General features: G+C 56.4%; 15 protein-coding genes, 3 tRNA genes and 2 other RNA genes. 10 read left to right on the plus strand and 10 right to left on the minus strand.

Annotated elements, in window-relative coordinates; all coding sequences use genetic code 11:
• The first annotated feature begins 80 nt into the window (after window positions 1-80).
• The 4 genes from galT (at window position 81) to gpmA (ending at window position 4,202) form a co-directional block, all read left to right on the plus strand.
• Window positions 81-1,127, plus strand: coding sequence for a galactose-1-phosphate uridylyltransferase (gene galT, locus GKC68_RS15685; protein ID WP_064367363.1), 1,047 nt, complete (start codon window positions 81-83; stop codon window positions 1,125-1,127).
• Entirely contained in the window at window positions 1,124-2,272 is a 1,149-nt protein-coding gene (gene galK, locus GKC68_RS15690; RefSeq protein WP_028723816.1) for a galactokinase, read from the plus strand. The genes galT and galK overlap by 4 nt, the downstream gene beginning before the upstream one ends.
• Window positions 2,266-3,300 carry a galactose-1-epimerase gene (gene galM / locus GKC68_RS15695; protein ID WP_110983636.1) on the plus strand — a complete coding sequence of 345 codons (1,035 nt, stop codon included), beginning with the start codon at window positions 2,266-2,268 and terminating at the stop codon, window positions 3,298-3,300. Before galK ends, galM begins: the two co-directional genes overlap by 7 nt.
• 149 nt (window positions 3,301-3,449) lie before the next feature.
• Complete coding sequence (gene gpmA / locus GKC68_RS15700) at window positions 3,450-4,202, plus strand: 2,3-diphosphoglycerate-dependent phosphoglycerate mutase (RefSeq protein ID WP_028723818.1); 753 nt, start codon at window positions 3,450-3,452, stop codon at window positions 4,200-4,202.
• Between the two features lie 58 nt (window positions 4,203-4,260).
• On the opposite strand, the gene aroG is transcribed toward gpmA, so the two are convergent.
• Window positions 4,261-5,313 carry a 3-deoxy-7-phosphoheptulonate synthase AroG gene (gene aroG, locus GKC68_RS15705; RefSeq protein WP_089527684.1) on the minus strand — a complete coding sequence of 351 codons (1,053 nt, stop codon included), beginning with the start codon at window positions 5,311-5,313 and terminating at the stop codon, window positions 4,261-4,263.
• A 293-nt stretch (window positions 5,314-5,606) separates the two neighbouring features.
• On the opposite strand from aroG, the gene GKC68_RS15710 reads away from it, so the two are divergent.
• The 4 genes from GKC68_RS15710 to zitB all read left to right on the plus strand — a co-directional run bounded on the left by GKC68_RS15710 (window position 5,607) and on the right by zitB (window position 10,633).
• Window positions 5,607-5,960, plus strand: a complete 354-nt coding sequence (locus tag GKC68_RS15710; RefSeq protein WP_047715456.1) for a YbgS-like family protein — start codon at window positions 5,607-5,609, stop codon at window positions 5,958-5,960.
• Between the two features lie 101 nt (window positions 5,961-6,061).
• Window positions 6,062-6,643 carry a response regulator transcription factor gene (locus GKC68_RS15715; RefSeq protein WP_028723821.1) on the plus strand — a complete coding sequence of 194 codons (582 nt, stop codon included), beginning with the start codon at window positions 6,062-6,064 and terminating at the stop codon, window positions 6,641-6,643.
• Entirely contained in the window at window positions 6,625-9,699 is a 3,075-nt protein-coding gene (locus GKC68_RS15720) for a transporter substrate-binding domain-containing protein (RefSeq protein ID WP_342656315.1), read from the plus strand. The genes GKC68_RS15715 and GKC68_RS15720 overlap by 19 nt, the downstream gene beginning before the upstream one ends.
• Window positions 9,677-10,633 (plus strand): CDF family zinc transporter ZitB, encoded by a 957-nt coding sequence (gene zitB, locus GKC68_RS15725; protein ID WP_264252858.1) that lies wholly within the window; start codon window positions 9,677-9,679, stop codon window positions 10,631-10,633. The genes GKC68_RS15720 and zitB overlap by 23 nt, the downstream gene beginning before the upstream one ends.
• Here zitB and pnuC read toward each other — a convergent pair.
• The 3 genes from pnuC to GKC68_RS15740 all read right to left on the minus strand — a co-directional run bounded on the left by pnuC (window position 10,627) and on the right by GKC68_RS15740 (window position 13,076).
• Window positions 10,627-11,349 carry a nicotinamide riboside transporter PnuC gene (gene pnuC, locus GKC68_RS15730; RefSeq protein WP_058706110.1) on the minus strand — a complete coding sequence of 241 codons (723 nt, stop codon included), beginning with the start codon at window positions 11,347-11,349 and terminating at the stop codon, window positions 10,627-10,629. The genes zitB and pnuC overlap by 7 nt on opposite strands.
• Window positions 11,350-11,374: 25 nt before the next feature.
• Complete coding sequence (gene nadA / locus GKC68_RS15735) at window positions 11,375-12,436, minus strand: quinolinate synthase NadA (protein WP_264252859.1); 1,062 nt, start codon at window positions 12,434-12,436, stop codon at window positions 11,375-11,377.
• A gap of 133 nt (window positions 12,437-12,569) precedes the next feature.
• Window positions 12,570-13,076 (minus strand): methylated-DNA--[protein]-cysteine S-methyltransferase, encoded by a 507-nt coding sequence (locus GKC68_RS15740; protein WP_064367367.1) that lies wholly within the window; start codon window positions 13,074-13,076, stop codon window positions 12,570-12,572.
• Window positions 13,077-13,234: 158 nt separating this feature from the next.
• Here GKC68_RS15740 and GKC68_RS15745 point away from each other — a divergent pair, with 158 nt between their 5' ends.
• Complete coding sequence (locus GKC68_RS15745) at window positions 13,235-14,677, plus strand: AlkA N-terminal domain-containing protein (protein ID WP_264252861.1); 1,443 nt, start codon at window positions 13,235-13,237, stop codon at window positions 14,675-14,677.
• Between the two features lie 127 nt (window positions 14,678-14,804).
• A complete protein-coding gene (locus tag GKC68_RS15750; RefSeq protein ID WP_058706106.1) occupies window positions 14,805-16,640 on the plus strand; it encodes a methyl-accepting chemotaxis protein in 1,836 nt (611 codons plus the stop codon).
• 290 nt (window positions 16,641-16,930) lie between these two features.
• Here the strand turns inward: GKC68_RS15750 and GKC68_RS15755 are convergent.
• From GKC68_RS15755 to cpoB, 6 genes are all read right to left on the minus strand, one after another.
• A non-coding RNA gene (locus tag GKC68_RS15755) (RtT sRNA) lies at window positions 16,931-17,062 on the minus strand.
• Between the two features lie 44 nt (window positions 17,063-17,106).
• A non-coding RNA gene (locus GKC68_RS15760) (RtT sRNA) lies at window positions 17,107-17,238 on the minus strand.
• A gap of 44 nt (window positions 17,239-17,282) precedes the next feature.
• Window positions 17,283-17,358, minus strand: a tRNA-Lys gene (locus GKC68_RS15765).
• A 54-nt stretch (window positions 17,359-17,412) separates the two neighbouring features.
• Window positions 17,413-17,488: transfer RNA gene (locus GKC68_RS15770), tRNA-Lys, on the minus strand.
• 59 nt (window positions 17,489-17,547) lie between these two features.
• Window positions 17,548-17,623: transfer RNA gene (locus tag GKC68_RS15775), tRNA-Lys, on the minus strand.
• Window positions 17,624-17,789: 166 nt separating this feature from the next.
• Window positions 17,790-18,596 (minus strand): cell division protein CpoB, encoded by an 807-nt coding sequence (gene cpoB, locus GKC68_RS15780; RefSeq protein ID WP_221611141.1) that lies wholly within the window; start codon window positions 18,594-18,596, stop codon window positions 17,790-17,792.
• Between the last annotated feature and the right edge of the window lie 6 nt (window positions 18,597-18,602).

The raw sequence follows: 18,602 nt of genomic DNA on the forward strand, positions 1-18,602 counted from the left end.
ACTGGATCACGTTTTTGACTCACCCAATGTGCTATTTTTTCTTGATGACTTTTTAATTTTGATGCTTACCAGGATGCAACATGGAAAAATTTAACCCGGCCGATCATCCTCATCGCCGTTACAATCCCCTGACCGATCAGTGGATTTTGGTTTCTCCTCATCGTGCCAAACGTCCCTGGCAGGGGGCTCAGGAAACGCCCGCAGTAAACACGCTGCCGTCACACGATCCTGACTGTTTCCTGTGCGCAGGCAACACGCGCATCACCGGCGATGTGAATCCTGATTATCAAGGCACCTACGTTTTTACGAATGATTTTGCCGCGTTAATGACGGATACGCCCGACGCGCCAGAAAGCGACGACATGTTGATGCGTTGCGAAAGCGCGCGCGGTACCAGTCGCGTCATCTGCTTTTCGCCCGATCACAGTAAAACCCTGCCCGAAATGTCACTGAGCGCGTTACAGGAAGTCGTCCGCACCTGGCAAGAACAGACGGCTGAACTGGGTCAGCACTATCCCTGGGTGCAGGTCTTTGAGAACAAAGGCGCCGCCATGGGCTGTTCTAATCCTCATCCCCATGGACAAGTGTGGGCCAACAGCTTTCTGCCCAACGAAGCCCAGCGCGAAGACGATCTGCAGCGCCGCTATTTTGCCAAACAGGGTTCGCCGATGCTGGTGGATTACCTTGCGCGTGAACAGCAGGATGGCAGCCGCACCGTTGTTGAAACCGAACACTGGCTGGCCGTGGTGCCGTGGTGGGCGGCGTGGCCGTTTGAAACCCTGCTGCTGCCAAAAACCCATGTTAAGCGCCTGACCGATTTGACCGATGCGCAGCGTGACGATCTGGCTTGTGCCATCAAGCGCCTGACCAGCCGTTACGACAACCTGTTTCAGTGCTCTTTCCCCTACTCCATGGGCTGGCACGGTGCGCCGTTCAACGGTGACGACAATGAACACTGGCAATTGCACGCCCACTTTTATCCGCCGCTGCTGCGTTCCGCAACGGTGCGCAAATTTATGGTCGGCTACGAAATGCTGGCCGAAACCCAACGCGATTTAACCGCAGAACAGGCAGCCGAACGCCTGCGTTCCGTGAGCGATATTCATTTCCGTGAGGCACAACAATGAGCTTAAAAACCATCACGCAGCAGGTGTTTACTGACACCTTTGGCTATGCGCCAACCCACGCGATTCAGGCCCCAGGCCGCGTCAATTTGATTGGCGAGCACACCGATTACAACGACGGTTTCGTGCTGCCTTGCGCGATTGATTATCAAACGGTTATCGCCTGTGCAAAACGCGACGATCGGCAGGTACGCGTGGTTGCCGTGGATTACGATCGGGCACAGGACATCTTTTCACTGGATGCCCCGATTACCAGCGTAAAAGAACCCATGTGGGCGAACTATGTGCGCGGCGTCGTTAAGCACCTTCAGCAACGCGCACCGGATTTTGGCGGCGTCGATATGGTGATTAGCGGCAACGTGCCGCAGGGCGCGGGCCTTAGCTCTTCCGCCTCGCTGGAAGTGGCGGTCGGAACGGTTTTCCAGCAGCTGTTTAACCTGGCACTGGACGGCGCCGCCATCGCGGTCAACGGTCAGGAAGCCGAAAATCAGTTCGTGGGCTGTAACTGCGGCATTATGGATCAGCTGATTTCCGCGCTGGGCCAGAAAGATCATGCCATGCTGCTGGACTGCCGGACGCTGGGCACGACACCGGTTTCGATGCCGGACGATATTGCCGTGGTCATCATCAATTCCAACTTCCGTCGTAGCCTGGTAGGAAGCGAATACAACGTCCGCCGTGAGCAGTGTGAAACCGGCGCACGCTTCTTTAACAAAAAGGCGCTGCGTGATGTCGGCCTGGCCGAGTTCAACGCGGCTGAGTCTCAGTTAGATCCGCAGGTTGCCAAACGCGTACGTCACGTCATCACTGAAAACGCCCGTACGCTGGAGGCCGCCGAGGCGCTGTCTCGCGGCGATTTAGCCCGCATGGGCGAACTGATGGCGGAATCTCACGCCTCAATGCGTGATGACTTCGAAATTACCGTGCCGCCGGTGGATACCCTGGTCGAGATTGTTAAAGCCGAGATCGGCGATCGTGGCGGTGTTCGCATGACCGGCGGTGGCTTCGGTGGCTGTATTGTCGCCCTGATGCCGCTTGATCAGGTGGATCGGGTTCAGGCCGCCGTCGCCAGCCAGTATGAAGCCAAAACGGGCATCAAGGAGACCTTCTACGTGTGCAAAGCATCAGAAGGAGCGGGCCAATGCTAAACGATGTGAACTCGCATGCGCCGGACGGTCAGCCGTGGCGCATCACCGTATTGCGTAATGCCAATGGCATGATTGCCACCTTTATGGACTGGGGCGCAACCTGGCTGTCGGCGCGGGTCCCCCTGCAGGACGGTCACGTGCGTGAAGCCCTGCTGGGCTGTGCAACCCCTTCTGACTATCTGCATCAGGATGCCTATCTGGGTGCCACGGTCGGCCGTTATGCAAACCGTATTGCCGGCGCAAAACTGAATAAAATCAGCCGCCAGTTGAACGCCAATCAGGGCGAACATCAGTTACACGGCGGCCCAGAAGGGTTTGATAAACGCCGCTGGCAAATTGTCAGTCAGTCAGAAACGGAAGTGCATTATCGTCTTGATTCGCCCGATGGCGATCAGGGCTACCCGGGCAACCTCATTGCTGATTTACGCTATGCGCTGGATGACGATAACTGCCTGTCCATTCACTATCAGGCGCAGTGCGACCAGCCCTGCCCGGTCGGTCTCACCAACCATGCTTACTTTAATCTTGACGCGCATCATGGTGATGCGCGCCAGCATCGGTTACAACTGCACGCCGATCGTTACCTGCCCGTGGATAGCGAGGGGATTCCCAACGGCCCGCTCAAGGCCGTGGACGGCACCAGCTTCGATTTCCGTCAGGCCAAACGCATTGAGCAGGATTTTCTTGCCGATGACGATCAGAAGGCAGTTAAAGGCTATGACCATGCCTTCCTGCTGAACAGTGCAGGCGATAGCAGCCAGCCTGCCGCTGAACTCTGGTCAGAGGACGGCAAGCTGCAGTTGAGCGTGACCACGTCAGCGCCCGCGCTACAGTTCTACAGCGGTAACTATCTGGCCGGCACGCGCGCCCGGGAGCAGGAAAGCTATACTGCTTTTCAGGGGATCGCGCTGGAGAGTGAATTTTTACCGGATTCGCCTAATCATCCCGAGTGGCCACAGGATGATTGCTGGCTGCAGCCGGGAGATCGTTGGGAATCCGTCACGCGCTATCGCTTTACACCACGCTGAGCCACCGAGTGAAAAACGCGCAGTGCGTCACAGACAGACTTACGCAGTGCGCCGTTTTCCGCTATGGTAGAACGCAATTGGTCAGCCAACGGGCTGGCGACAGCAGGTTTCCATTATCTCAGAAACATCAAGTATTAAGGAGTTAAGCTATGGCTGTAACTAAGCTGGTTCTGGTGCGACACGGCGAAAGCCAGTGGAACAACGAAAACCGCTTCACCGGATGGTATGATGTAGACCTTTCTGACAAGGGCCGTACCGAAGCTAAAGCAGCCGGACAGCTGCTGAAGAAAGAAGGTTTCGTGTTTGATTTCGCCTACACCTCTGTGCTGAAACGCGCCATTCACACCCTGTGGAATGTGCTGGATGAGCTGGATCAGGCCTGGCTGCCCGTTGAGAAATCCTGGCGTCTGAACGAACGTCACTATGGCGCGCTGCAGGGCCTGGACAAAGCTGAAACCGCCGCAAAATACGGCGACGAGCAGGTTAAACAGTGGCGTCGTGGCTTCGCGGTGACCCCGCCAGAGCTGGACCGCAGCGATGAGCGTTTTCCCGGACACGACCCGCGTTATGCTTCACTGAAGCCTGAGCAGCTGCCCACCACCGAAAGCCTGGCGCTGACCATCGAACGCGTGATTCCTTACTGGAACGAATCCATCCTGCCACGCATTAAAAGTGGTGAGAAAGTGATTATCGCCGCACACGGCAACTCACTGCGTGCGCTGGTGAAATACCTGGACAACATGAGCGAAGAAGAGATTCTTGAACTGAATATCCCAACCGGCGTTCCGCTGGTGTACGAGTTCGATGAAAACTTCAAACCGATCAAACATTATTACCTGGGTGATGCTGACGAGATCGCAGCGAAAGCCGCGGCCGTTGCCAATCAGGGTAAAGCAAAGTAATTTTGCTTCCGTGCAAAAAGGGCCAGACAATGTCTGGCCCTTTTTTATTTCGCCCTGCTTACCGGCGACGCTGTTTAACCGCCTCGGCCAGCTGATGCAGCACCTTTTCGGTATCGCCCCAGCCAATACAGGCATCCGTAACGCTCTTGCCGTAAACCAGCGGCTCGCCGCTTTCCAGGCTCTGATTCCCTTCAACCAGATGGCTTTCAATCATCACGCCGATAATACCGCGCTCGCCGTTGATCATCTGCTGTGCCACATCGTCCGCCACCTGCATCTGCTTCTGAAACTGCTTGCTGCTGTTAGCATGGCTGAAGTCGATCATTACCTGCTGAGGCAAGCCGGCTTTTTCCAGACCGGCTTTCACCGCGCTGACATGACTGGCGCTGTAGTTCGGCTCTTTACCGCCGCGCAGGATGATATGGCAGTCGCCGTTACCGCGGGTTTCCACAATCGCAGAGTGACCGTATTTGGTCACCGACAGGAAACAGTGCGGTGAACCAGCTGCGTTGATGGCATCAATCGCCACTTTAATAGTGCCGTCCGTACCGTTTTTAAACCCTACCGGGCAGGAAAGGCCGGAAGCCAGCTCGCGGTGAACCTGTGACTCGGTGGTACGGGCACCGATGGCCCCCCAGCTCATTAAATCCGCCACGTACTGCGGCGTAATCATATCCAGGAATTCGCCAGCGGCAGGCAGGCCGGAATCGTTGATCTCCAGCAGCAGCTTACGCGCCAGGCGCAGGCCGTCGTTTAGCTGGAAGGAGCCATCCATGTAAGGGTCGTTGATCAGCCCTTTCCAGCCAACGGTAGTACGCGGTTTTTCAAAATAAACGCGCATGACCACTTCAAGCTCGCCTTTAAGCTGCTCACGCAGGGTTAACAGGCGCGCCGCGTACTCTTGTGCGGCTTCCGTATCGTGAATTGAGCAAGGCCCAATGACCACCAGCAGGCGATCGTCCTGGCCGGTCAGAATCTGGTGAATGGCCTGGCGAGCCTGAGACACGGTCTGCGCTGCACGTTCGGTGGCAGGAAATTTTTCCAGTAAGGCTACGGGGGGCAGGAGCTCTTTAATCTCTTTGATGCGTAAGTCATCGTTCTGGTAATTCATACTCATTCCATATAATTTCTGGCCCGGCGCCCGCCGGACACAACCCAGCCAATGTAGCCCGAAGCGCACAGGGTGTAAATTCCTGATGAGCGCATAATGTATGCGTGAAATTTGCATAAATGGGTTATGCGTCTAGACTTTTAAAGGTAATCACTGAGGAACGGTGGCTTACTTTTATTAACACCTGTCTTTAAGCTAACCAGCGAAATTTTATTTCGCTCAGGGCGCTTTTTCTCTGAACCTTATCTGGCAGCGGTTAGAGACAGCAAATATCATTTATTAACGGGAGCATAATGATGAATAAGTTTGCAATAATTTTTCTGACGGCAGCAATGACTCTGGGCAGCGGCGCAGCAATGGCTGCCAACGGAAACTCTAACCAGGCCGCAGCAGCAGGTGCCGTCGCCGGCGGCGCGAATGAGAATCTGCCACCGAACAAAGTGGATAACAGCAAAATTAATAACACCGGCACTGAGATGTCTTCTCCAACCCGGGACAGCACCTCCAGCAGCAAAAACATGACTGCCGATGAAATTGATAAGAACACGCAGTGTAAAGATGGCAAATGCCCTGACATGAACAAAAAAGTGCACACTAAAAAAGGTGGCGGTCACGTTAATACCAAAACTGACGGCACCACGCAGTAATCACTGACTGTTGAGCTAATAAGGAGAGCCTCGCTCTCCTTTATTTTATCCCGCCGCAACTTCCGCTATGCTGAGCCTGTTAACCTGACAGGGAAATGTTCATGGCCTCACTGCTTCTGATAGACGATCATCCACTGGTTGAAGTAGCACTCGAAGCTGCGTTGGCTAAATCCCCCATCCCTCTTAAACTTTATTCTGCCTGCAGCGAACAGTCCGCCCGCGCTTTTCTCTCGCTTCCGCCCGATATCGTCGTGCTGGACATCGGCTTGCCCGATGGTGATGGGCTGGAGATTCTGCGTCGCCTGAAAATCCATTTACCCGACTGCCCGGTGCTGATTTATTCTGCCCAGCAAACCCGTCACTACGTCAGGCGGGCTCAGGCCCTGGGCGCGGCCGGCTATGTGGTGAAGAGCCAACGCATGGAGCAGTTACTCAGTGCGATTCTGGCGGTACTCGGTGGGCACGCCGCCTTCCCCGACTGTCCTGACGAGCCGGAACTGCCGTTGACCAGTAAAGAGCGCCAGATACTGGCTTTGCTGGCCAGTGGCTTATCCAATCTGCAAATTGCCGAGCGGCTGCATATCAGTAACAAAACCGTCAGCACCCACAAAAAAAACATCCTGGAAAAAACCGGCACCCGCTCCGTCGTTGAGCTGGCTGATTTATGGAAAGCACAGCAGTGAGACGCTGGCTGCTCCTGTTCCTGCTGGTATTTACCACGTTAGCGCAGGCCGATGTGCGCCCGGTCAGCAGCATCAACCTGCCCATGATGATGCCGGTCAAAGGCGCCGGGTTGATGCAGGGGAAAGTCTTGCAGGTTGGCCTGCTGGCGGAAAACAACGCCCCCTGGACAATGCGGGTGGGTAACGATCTCTACGGTATTGACGCCGATTACCTGTCCGCGTTGCACCAGTTAACCGGGGCGCAGTTCGCGCTCAGTCTGTATGCCACTCAGGCTGACTTATCAGCCGCACTAACGGACGGCCGGATTGATTTTGCTTTGGGGATGATTGCCCCGCCCCTGCCAGCCAATACGGTCGCCAGCGACAGCTGGTTTAGTAGTCCGTTGCGTATTTATCGCAATCAGCAGAACCAGCGTGCCGTGATGTTCAATAGTCATAATGCTCAGTTGGCTATCAGTCATCTCACGCTGGCTCAGCTTCCCCCGGCCCTGGCGGCCCGTCATCAGTGGCGAACCTACGGCAGCGATCTTCAGGCACTCTATACGTTGTTGAATCAGCAGAACGATTACGTTGTGGCGGATGAAACCAGCGCGGGTTTTCTGTTGAGTCAGTTGCAACAGGGACAAATCTACCAAATCGCTTCCGGCATCGATGCCGGCCAGCTCAGCCTGCGCGCCGTGGCTCGCGATCCGGCGCTTATCGCGTGGCTGAACGAGAGTCTTCGCCAGCTACCCGCCGAGCTGATGAGTACCCTGCAGGCACGCTGGAGCAGCAGCCTTCCCCGCTATCAGGACACGCAGACGCTGATGCTTAGCGCCAGCGAGCGCGAGTGGATAACGGCCCACCCGGTGGTGGCCTACGCGGCTGAAGCGGATAACTATCCCTGGAGTTACCGTGACAGCAACGGCACCGCACGGGGCTACGGTATTGATCTGCTCAACGCGGTGGCCCAAAGCACAGGATTACGTTTTACCCCGCGCTGGGTCAGTAACCCTCAGCAGGCCGCCAGTCTGATCGCTCAGCACCAGGTGATGTTACAGCTGATGCAGCCGCTTAACGGCGAAACGCAAAGTACCAGCCTGCCGGTCTGGCGCGCGCTGTGGGGCATTTATATCCGCCAGCCAGCTGACTGGTCGCACTGGCGCGATCTGGCAGGCAAGCGCATCGGTATTCTGCAGGATGACCTGGCGCAACGCCTTATTCCTGACAACGCGCAGGTTCAACGCTACAGCGACCGAAACAGCCTGTACGATGCGCTGGCAACCGGGCAGATTGACGCCTTAGTGGATAACGTGTTGTCCGCGCGCTGGCGGATTGCCAGCCGGAACGATTCGCAAATTCATCTGGCTTTTGCCGCCAGCGATATTGCGTGGCCCCTCGCGGTGGGCATCGCGCCCGATCGGCCCGAGCTGCGATCCCTTCTGGATCGCGCACTGCAGCAGATCCCCGCCGATACGCAAAACCAGATGCGCGATCGCTGGTCGATGCCACCGCAACCTGGCAGTGTTGCGGCGATGCGCGTCTTGCCGGTGGCCGTATTGTTGACCGGCGGCGTCGCCATCGTGATTTTGCTGGTGCTGCTTGCCCGACGTTACTGGCAACAGCGACGTGACCGTCAACAGCGTGAGCAGGCCGAGCGCGCCAACGCGATGAAAAGCCAGTTTTTAGCGACGGTCAGTCACGAACTGCGCACGCCCATGCAGGCGATACTGGGGTTGCTGGAGCTGGAAAAACAGCAGCGTTCCAGTGACAACCTGCAACTGCTGCACCGTAGCGCACAGTCCCTGATGACGCTGCTTAACGATCTGCAGGATCATGCGCGAATTGAAAATAACAGTTTTGCCCTGTCGCCCCGTCCGCTGGCGCTGGCCCCCTGGCTGGCGCAGCAGCGCCATTTCTACCATCCGTTGATGCGCCCGGAGGGTCCGCGGCTGCAGGTTGAAGCCCTGACCCCGCTGCCTGACGCGATCATGATGGATGCCGATCGCCTGCAGCAGGTTGTGAATAATCTCATCACCAACGCGTTTAAATTTACCCGACAGGGCCTGATTCGCCTGACGCTGTCGGCCACGGACAAGTTGCAGTTAACCGTGAGCGACAACGGCAGCGGCATCCCGGCAGAGGAGCAGCGTAAACTGTTCGATCCCTGGTACCAGGCCCCTTCGGGTAAAGCGCTATCGGTACAGGGCAGCGGACTGGGGTTGTTTATCTGTCGGGAGATGGTGCAGCGGATGGGCGGCGATATTGCACTCCATTCCGTACCCGGCAAAGGTACGGATGTCACGATCGTGCTGCCACTGCTCCCCTGCGACCCCGTTCCTGACAGCGACCCGACTGCCCTGCCGGGCTTTCCGGGGCTGCGCGTGGCGGTGGTTGACGATCATCCCACCAACCTGATCGTCATGGAGCAGCAGCTTGCCCGCTTTGCTGTTCAGGCTGACTGTTTTGAGCACGGCCGCGATCTGCTGCTGGCCGATGCGCGCTGCCCTTACGACCTGCTGTTTATCGATCAGATGATGCCGCGTCCTGATGGCACCCTGCTGCTGCGCCTGCTACGCCGTCGGCAACGACAGCGTGGTGGCAGGCAGCGACGGGTACTGTGTTCCGCCGACGCGCAGTTACTTAACGTGCAGCTGGCTGCGAACGAGCGCGTGCTGATCAAACCGGTTCAGCTACAGGATATCGGCGACGTGCTGGCAGACTTCCACGACGATCCGCTGGCGTCAGTAGAGGACAATCTGTGGCAGCTGGCACAGCAAAACGAGAAATATCTTAACCGACTGGGTAAAACATTACGTGATACCCTGGAGAACGATCGGGCACAGCTGTATGCCGCGCACCAGGCCGGTGACGCGACGCAGCTGGCCGAGTCAGCACACCGTATGAAAGGAAGCTGGCTGTTGATGGGCATTGAAGAAGGGGCAAGGCTCTGTCAGGCGCTGTCTGATAAGGTGAAGCACCAGCAGGACAGCTCAGCAGAATGGCAATTGCTGATATCATTGACCGACAGGTTATTACTCAAACTGGATACTTATGGCACACACCCACTCTCATAGCGGTCAGGACACGAACCGCAAGCGCCTGATGGCGGCCTTTGTCGTGACGGCGCTCTTTATGGTCGCGGAAGTGATTGGCGGCTGGATTTCAGGCTCACTGGCCCTGCTGGCGGATGCCGGTCATATGCTGACCGACGCAGCCGCGCTGCTGATGGCATTACTGGCCGTACAGTTTGCCAAACGTAAACCCAACGATCGTCATACCTTTGGTCTGCTGCGGCTTACCACGCTGGCCGCCTTCGTTAACGCTATTGCCCTGATCCTGATTACCTTTCTGATTGTCTGGGAAGCCATTGAACGCTTTTCCCATCCGCAGCCCATCACCGGCGGCCTGATGCTGGGCATTGCTATTGGTGGGCTGCTGGCGAATATTCTTTCATTCTGGCTGCTGCACCACGGCAGTGAAGAGAAGAACCTCAACGTGCGGGCGGCCGCCTTGCATGTGATGGGCGACCTGCTGGGGTCGGTAGGCGCCATCGTCGCGGCGATCATCATTCTGTTGACGAACTGGACGCCTGCTGACCCTGTTTTGTCGATTCTGGTGTCACTGCTGATACTGCGTAACGCCTGGGCGCTGCTGCGGGAGAGTTTTCATGAACTACTGGAAGGCGCGCCTGATTCGCTGGATGTGAATAAGCTCAGACGCGATCTGAAGCGTAATATTGCAGAGGTGCGCGATGTTCATCATGTGCATGTCTGGCAGGTGGGCGAGAAGCCGATTTTAACGCTGCACGTTCAGGTGATCCCGCCACGCGATCATGATGGTTTGCTGCGCCGCATTCACACCTATCTGCACGACCATTATCAAATTGAACACGCGACGGTGCAGATGGAGTTTCAGCCCTGTGTGGGTCCGGACTGCGCGCTTAACACGCCGGTGATTGAGGGTGCTCACCACCATCACGAGCACGGTGAGCACGCACATCCTCACTGAGCAGACAGCGCACGAGAACCCTGTTTTCGTGCGCTGATTATCCACATCCTTGAGCCATTGAGCGCAATCAACGTCAAAATAGCGTACTCCAGCGCCATTGCGTAAACCCCCTGACGGGCAAATATCATCACGCTGATGACGTTGATAATCACCCAAAGCAGCCAGTTCTCGACGTACTTACGCGTCATCAGCACCATGGCCACTATCGACAGTATCATCAGGCAGGCGTCCCAGAAGGGAAACGCATCCGGCTGCAGCGTCGGCATCGCCACGGCAAAGCCCGCCGCATTCATCAGGCTTACCGCCATTTGGGTGAGAAAGGCAAAGACCGGATCGATATACACCGTCATTAACGCAATCGCGATCACGCAGCCAGCCGCCCAGCCAATGGCTTTTGTGCGTGGTAACCAGCGTATGGTTAACTCGGCCTGTTGATCAGAGGTTTGCCGACTCCAGGCGTACCAGCCATAAACGTTTGCCGCGAAAAAGAACAGCTGTAACAGCAGGCTGGCATAAAGCTGAATTTGAAAAAAGATCACCGCAAACAACGTGACGTTTAGCAGACCAAACGCATAGTTGACGATCTTTTCCAGACTGGCCAGCCAGATACACAGCAGGCCCGCCAGTGTCCCAATGGCTTCAATCCATGAGAGATCGTAGCCCGTGGCCCCCAGGGGGATGTGCACGAGAATATTTTGTGTGCTAAAAAAATCCATATCAGCCACCTGTCAAAGACGCGCGTTACGCGTTTCCTTTCACGTTATGTTTGAGATTTGCAGCAAAGGATAGCATACGGTTCAGCGGTACCAGTGCGGCTTCACGCAGCGCCGCGTCCACGTGAATTTCATGGGCCTGTCCACCTGACTCCAGCGCCTCGGCAATGGCTTGCAGTCCGTTCATGGCCATCCAGGGGCAGTGCGCACAGCTTCGGCAGGTCGCACCTTCGCCTGCCGTCGGCGCTGCCAGCAATATTTTGTCGGGCACCGCCTGCTGCATCTTGTAAAAGATGCCGCGATCGGTCGCCACGATCATCTGCGGATGCGGCAGGCTTTTGGCAGCCTGAATCAGCTGGCTGGTCGAGCCTACCGCATCGGCCAGATCCACAATCGCCTGGGGCGATTCGGGATGAACCAGCACCGCCGCATCCGGATAAAGCGCCTTCATCCGCTGCAGTGCCTGGGTTTTGAACTCATCATGGACGATACAGGCGCCCTGCCAGCACAACACATCGGCCCCGCTTTTTTGAGTGACGTAGCGCCCCAGATGCCGATCGGGTGCCCAGATAATCTTTTCACCCAGGCTATCCAGATGCTCGATTAATTCCACCGCGATGCTGGAGGTGACCACCCAGTCGGCGCGCGCTTTCACTGCCGCCGAGGTATTCGCGTAAACCACGACTGTACGATCGGGATGGGCATCGCAAAAGGCGCTAAATTCCTCAATCGGACAGCCCAGATCCAGCGAGCATTCGGCTTCAAGCGTGGGCATCAGGACGGTTTTTTCCGGGCTGAGGATTTTGGCCGTTTCCCCCATAAACCGGACGCCGGCCACCAGCAGCGTACCGGCCGCATGCTGGCTGCCGAAGCGCGCCATTTCGAGCGAGTCCGAGACGCAGCCACCGGTTTCTTCCGCCAGGGCCTGAATCTCAGGATCGGTGTAGTAATGCGCCACCATCACGGCGTTGCGAGCCTTAAGCAGCGCTTTAATTTTTTCCCGATAAAAGGTTTTTTGCTCGTCGTTCATCCGGGCAGGCTTCGGCGGAAAAGGATATACAGCATTTTCTGGATCAAAGATTGTGCTCATGACACCGCTCTCGTTCTGTAAAATTAACGAAAATCGTCAGTTATGGCTTAACAGGACGTAAATATCGCCATCGTGTTTTATATGCTAAACACGATAGCGGAAAAGCGGCAGAGTGTCGTGTTTTATTTGTTCGCTACGATGAAGAGAGGCCGCCAAGCCCCTGCTGGGGCGCTTCCAGCTGGAGTAAGAATGCTTTGACCGCCAGCCCGCCCGCAAAGCCGGTCAGTTTGCCGTTCGTCCCAATCACCCGATGACAGGGCGCCACAATCGACAGCGGATTTCGGCCATTCGCCGCGCCCACCGCGCGCACCGCGGCAGGATGACCAATCGCCTCGGCAATCTGCCGATAACTGCGCGTTTCGCCAAAGGGAATGGCGAGAAGCGCCTGCCACACTTTTATCTGAAAGTCGGTTCCGGCGAAATCCAGCGGTAAGGTAAAACGCTGGCGCGTCCCCGCGAAATACTCGTGCAGCTGGGTTTCAGTTTCGCGCAGCACCGGATGGTTATCGTCGCGTTCTACCGGCGATAAGCGGGGATGTCTGCGCACTTCGTCCTGCCATAAAATGGCCGCCAGACCGCGATCGCTGGCGATAAGCGTGAGCTCACCGACCGGGGTTGTCACAGGTTTGCAGTAATACATGCTGTTCCTCCCATCATCATTCTGTCGGGCATTATCGCACTTTTTAAGCGTCAAACTGGCTGTTTTCGGTCATTACAATAAACTGATGTGCTGTCCGAAAACAGCCAGTCAATCTCATCCGCCAGCGCTACGCTGTCGCTATTTGCCGGAGAGCAACCATGTTTGATCCAGATACGGCTTACCAGGCGTTAACGTCGCGTGATACGCGTTTTGACGGCGTGTTTTTTGTTGGTGTGACCTCAACCGGCATTTATTGTCGTCCGATATGTCCGGTTAAGCCGCCGATGCAAAAAAACTGCGTGTTCTTTAATAGTGCTGAAGCCGCGGAAAAAGCACGTTTTCGCCCCTGCCTGCGCTGTCGTCCTGAACTGGCACCCGGTAATGCGCCCGTCGACAATGCCCACAGAGTGGCCGACCGTCTGGTGCAGCGCATTGAAGAGGGGTTGCTGGAAGAGCACGCCGGGCTGGACGACATCGCCACCGAGTTTGGCATGAGTGCCCGTCAGCTGCGGCGGATTGTGCAGCAGGAGTTAGGCGTCACCCCGCTGGAGCTGAAACAGACACGGCGCATGTTGCTGGCCAAGCAGCTACTGACCGAAACCACGCTCCCGGTGACCGATGTTGCTTACGCCAGCGGCTTCGGCAGTTTACGGCGCTTTAATGACGTTTTTCAGGCCCGCTATCGCATGACACCCGGCGCCTTGCGAAAAACCGCGCCGCAACCTACACAGCAGCCAGGCGATACCATGCAACTGCAGCTCAGCTATCGCCCGCCCTACGACTGGCAGGCAATGCTGGATTTTCTGCAGTTGCGGTTGATGAAAGAGATTGAAGCCGTTGAGGGCCAGACCTACCGCAGAACCGTGGCGCTGGGTCAGTATCGCGGCTGGGTCAGCGTTTCACCGCTCCCGGCCAGGCATGCGCTCTGCGTTGAGTTCACGCTGTCCCTGACGCCGGTATTACCTGCACTCCTGCGCCGGCTGCGCGATCTGTTCGACCTGAACGCGCAGCCGCAGCGAATTGCGGCTCACCTGCAGCAGGACCCTCTGCTGGCACAAAGCCTTCATGACGCTCCCGGTCTGCGCGTGCCTGGCGCGTTTGACAGCGTTGAAATGGGCGTCCGTGCCATTCTGGGTCAGCAGGTCACCGTGAAAGCGGCGACCACCCTCAGCAGCCGTTTTGCCCAGGCGTTTGGTGCCCCCTGCTCGACGCCATTCCCGGACCTGTCCCGCTATACTGTCCAGCCACAGCGCATCGCACAGGCAACGGTCGATGAGATTGCCAGCCTTGGGATTGTCAGCGCGCGAGCCAGAGCGATTCTGGCGTTTGCGGGTGCCTGTCTTGAAGGCAGCCTGCGTTTTAACGCTACGCTCACGCCTGATGAAATCATGACGCGGCTGGTTGCGCTGCCGGGCATTGGCCCCTGGACCGCGCATTACATCGCCATGCGCGCACTGCGCTGGCCTGATGCTTTTCCCAAAGAGGATATTGCCGTACGCAATAAGCTGGGAGGCCTGACGCCTGGGGCCGCAGAAGTTCGTTCGCAGCAGTGGCGCCCGTGGCGCAGCTATGCCGTGATGCATATCTGGAAAAGCCTGTAAGCCTTACGCGGCGCGCGCATCATTCTTGCATTATCAAAAAATAACCGCGTTCTGACTAAACTCCTGCCCTGTGCAACCGATAACCAATTTGGCTTAACATCGTTGACACGGGCAGGAGGCAGAAGTCATGGGGTTGCGGTTAGAAAATACAAAAATTGCGCACAAACTCAGTTTAGGTTTTGGACTCGTTTTATTATTAGTGGTGGGCTCGGGCAGTATCAGCGTATTACGCTTTAAAAATATTCGTGATGTTTATGATCAAAGCACCCTGATTTACGATATCAACATTGATGTCTTTCAGGCCAAAGTCAACCGGCTCAAACTGCTGTATGGGGATGAAAAAGCCGGCAAAGTGATGGCAGATTACATTGCCCACGCCTCACAGCTCACTCAGGATGCTCAGCAGTTCACATGGCAGCCTGAACAGCAGGCTGAACTTCAGGCTATCGCCAGTCAACTCAGTCACTTTCAAAGCAGCATCACCACCATGACCCAGGCTGTCCAGACGTTGGCCGCCACGGGTAAACAGCTCGATCAGCGCAACATGCAAAGCCAGTCAACCCTGTACGAAGCGTTAATTAAAACGCAGATGACTGATGCCAGCGTACTGTTCCAGCAGCTTCTCGCCATCAGCCAGCTACGCGATCAGCTTCAGTTACTGCGCTACGACCCGGTTAATGCCGCTACGCTTCAGGTGCAGCTTGAACAGCAAGCCAGGACGATTCAGTCCAGCCTCTCCGCCTTATTGCCGCAGTTGCCCCCGGAGGCACAGACACAGTTGAATGCACTGTGGAACGCAACGCTTGACGTGAAACAACTCAGTGAGCGTTACGCGTCAGGCTTCCGCGAACTTAGCGTTGCGGAAAGCGCCGTTAAAACGGACGGTGATAAAAGCAGTGCCATCATTAAAATGCTTCTGCAGCAGATGAAAGAGGAAAACAGCAACCTGACCCACGGTTCAATTAATCTGACGCTGCTGACGGTGAGCATTGCCGTTCTGCTGGGTATTCTTATCGCCTGGCTGATCAGCCGTCAGATAACCTATCCTGTCCGAAACAACCTGCTGCTGGCCGAGCGCATCGCCAGCGGTGATTTAAGTGCCGATATCAAACCGGGTGGCCGAGATGAGCTTGGCAAGCTGGCCGGTGCAATGGGCGCAATGAATCACCGCCTGCGGACGATGATTCAGGAAGTCCGCGACAGCGTCTTCACCGTCTCCCAGGCAGCGAGCAGTATCAATAGCGACAACCACAACCTTTCCTCACGGACTGAGCAACAGGCAGCGGCTGTCGTGCAGACTGCTGCCAGTATGGAGCAGTTGACTGTTACCGTTAAGCATAACGCCGACAACGCCCGCCATGCCAGCCAGATAGCGGCGGAAGCCTCTTTGCAGGCTGAGCAAGGCGGTGCTGCGGTGAGTGAAGTGGTGCAAACCATGGGCGACATCTCTGCCAGTTCGAAGAAAATTGCCGAGATTACTGCCGTCATTAACAGCATCGCGTTTCAGACCAATATCCTGGCACTGAATGCGGCAGTTGAAGCGGCGCGGGCGGGCGAACAGGGGCGCGGATTTGCGGTGGTCGCCAGCGAAGTGCGTAATCTGTCTCAGCGCAGCGCTCAGGCGGCGAAAGACATTGAGCAGCTCATCAGTGCTTCCGTGGGTCAGATTGCCGAAGGCAATAACCGCGTTGCGCGTGCGGGCGAGAGAATGGGACAGGTGGTGAATGCCATTTCCCGCGTCAATCATATTGTCGGTGAGATCTCTTCAGCTTCTGACGAGCAAAGCCGCGGTATTGAGCAGATCGCCCGGGCGGTATCGGAGCTGGACAGCACCACGCAGCAAAACGCCTCGCTGGTCTCCGCCTCTGCCCTGTCCGCCAATGCCCTGGAAGATCAGGCGCTGCGGCTCGAAACGCTACTGAAACAGTTCAATCTCGAACCGGGTCAGACTGCCGCACGCTAATCCTGCTGACGTCTCACGCCACACAAGCGCCCATAGGGCGCTTTTTTTATGGCAGATGGCTGGCGGAGGCGGATGATTCAGTCGGCCTGTGGTTGGCGCCTGTCGCGCGTTTAACCGCACTGCACGCCTGACGATATACCCGGTGGGCGCGCTTTTCTGAATTGGTGGGTCGTGCAGGATTGCCTCGGCCCGGCGGGCCTCGCCCGCCGGGTGATGCTGACCTGCTGCAGGTTCTCATCCCGCACGTTTTACGCATAGCAAAAAGGCGCCTTTAGGGCGCCTTTCAACATTGGTGGGTCGTGCAGGATTGCCTCGGCCCTGTAGGCCTCGCCCGCCGGGTGATGCTGGCGCATCAGCCTGAATCGCTCCGCGATTCAGTCGAACCTGCTGCAGGTTCTCATCCCGCACGTTTAACTACGCGGCGTGACAAACGAAAAGAGCGCCCGGAGGGCGCGCTTTTCTGAATTGGTGGGTCGTGCAGGATTGCCTCGGCCCGGCGGGCCTCGCCCTCCGGGTGATGCTGGCGCATCAGCCTGAATCGCTTCGCGATTCAGTCGAACCTGCTGCAGGTTCTCATCCCGCACGTTTAACTACGCGGCGCGACAAACGAAAAGAGCGCCCTGAGGGCGCTCTTTTCTGAATTGGTGGGTCGTGCAGGATTCGAACCTGCGACCAATTGATTAAAAGTCAACTGCTCTACCAACTGAGCTAACGACCCGCTCGGGGCTGACAACCGCTCAAACACATTCACCAATAATGCCTGAGGTTAAGATGGTGGGTCGTGCAGGATTCGAACCTGCGACCAATTGATTAAAAGTCAACTGCTCTACCAACTGAGCTAACGACCCATCTTAAGGTTGTGAAGCAATACTGAAGGTTCTCTTGGGGAACAACGTCCTGCGGGAGATGGTGGGTCGTGCAGGATTCGAACCTGCGACCAATTGATTAAAAGTCAACTGCTCTACCAACTGAGCTAACGACCCATCTTCAGGCTTGCCAGACACATCTTCAATGTGTCCCGGCAACGGCGGCATATATTACTGATTTACCGAGGTAGCGCAACCCTTATTTTCTGTTAAAAGGTTCAATTGCCTACCTTTCATGCGGCAAGACCAGAAATCACTCGATATCCGGTCAAACCTGCACAAATTACATACCAGACAACCGTTTTTGCGCCTGCTTAGCAGATTCGGTATCAGGATAAAGTTTGATCACCTGCTGATAAACGGCCTTGGCTTTCGCCGTGTCGTTTTTCTCCTGCATGATCACGCCAACCTTTAACAACGCTTCAGCCGCCTTGGGAGATTTTGGATACTGCTTCACCACTGTGGCGTAATAATACGCGGCGTCGTCTTTTTTACCTTTGTTATAAAACAGTTGCCCCAGCCAGTAATTGGCATTGGGCTGGTACGTTGAGTCCGGATAACGCTTCACCCACGCCTGTAGCGCAGTGATGGCCTGGTCATACTGTTTTTTCTCCAGAATGAGCGCGACAGCAGCGTTGTAATCGCTGTTGGCATCGCCACTCTGTACCGGCGCACTGACGCCGGCTGCTGCTGCACCGGAATCCGTGCCAGAGGCTGGTGCCGCGCTCGCACCGGCGTTATCACCGGCACCTGCCGCTGACTGGCTGGCGTTGCTGTTATTGCTGCTCAGACTGTCGATCTGCTGATAGATCTGCTTCTGGCGCTCAACAACCTGGTTAAGCTGATAGGTATTTTGCTGGATTTCCCCACGCAATGAGTCGATATCTCGTTGGTTATCACTCATCTGCTGCTGCAGTTGCTGCATCAGCTGTGCCTGGGCGTTTGAGATTCTTTCGAGACTGGTGACGCGGTCTTCGACCGAGCCGGAGCCAACGCTACTGATTGACGCTTGGGCATGAGCGGCCCAGGGGGCCGCTACGCCAATCAGTAACGACAGACTCAACAGGTGATGTCTGAAGTTACTAACCATGTGATT

It is taken from the genome of Pantoea sp. RSPAM1 (genome assembly GCF_038816185.1).
Classification (GTDB): domain Bacteria; phylum Pseudomonadota; class Gammaproteobacteria; order Enterobacterales; family Enterobacteriaceae; genus Pantoea; species Pantoea ananatis.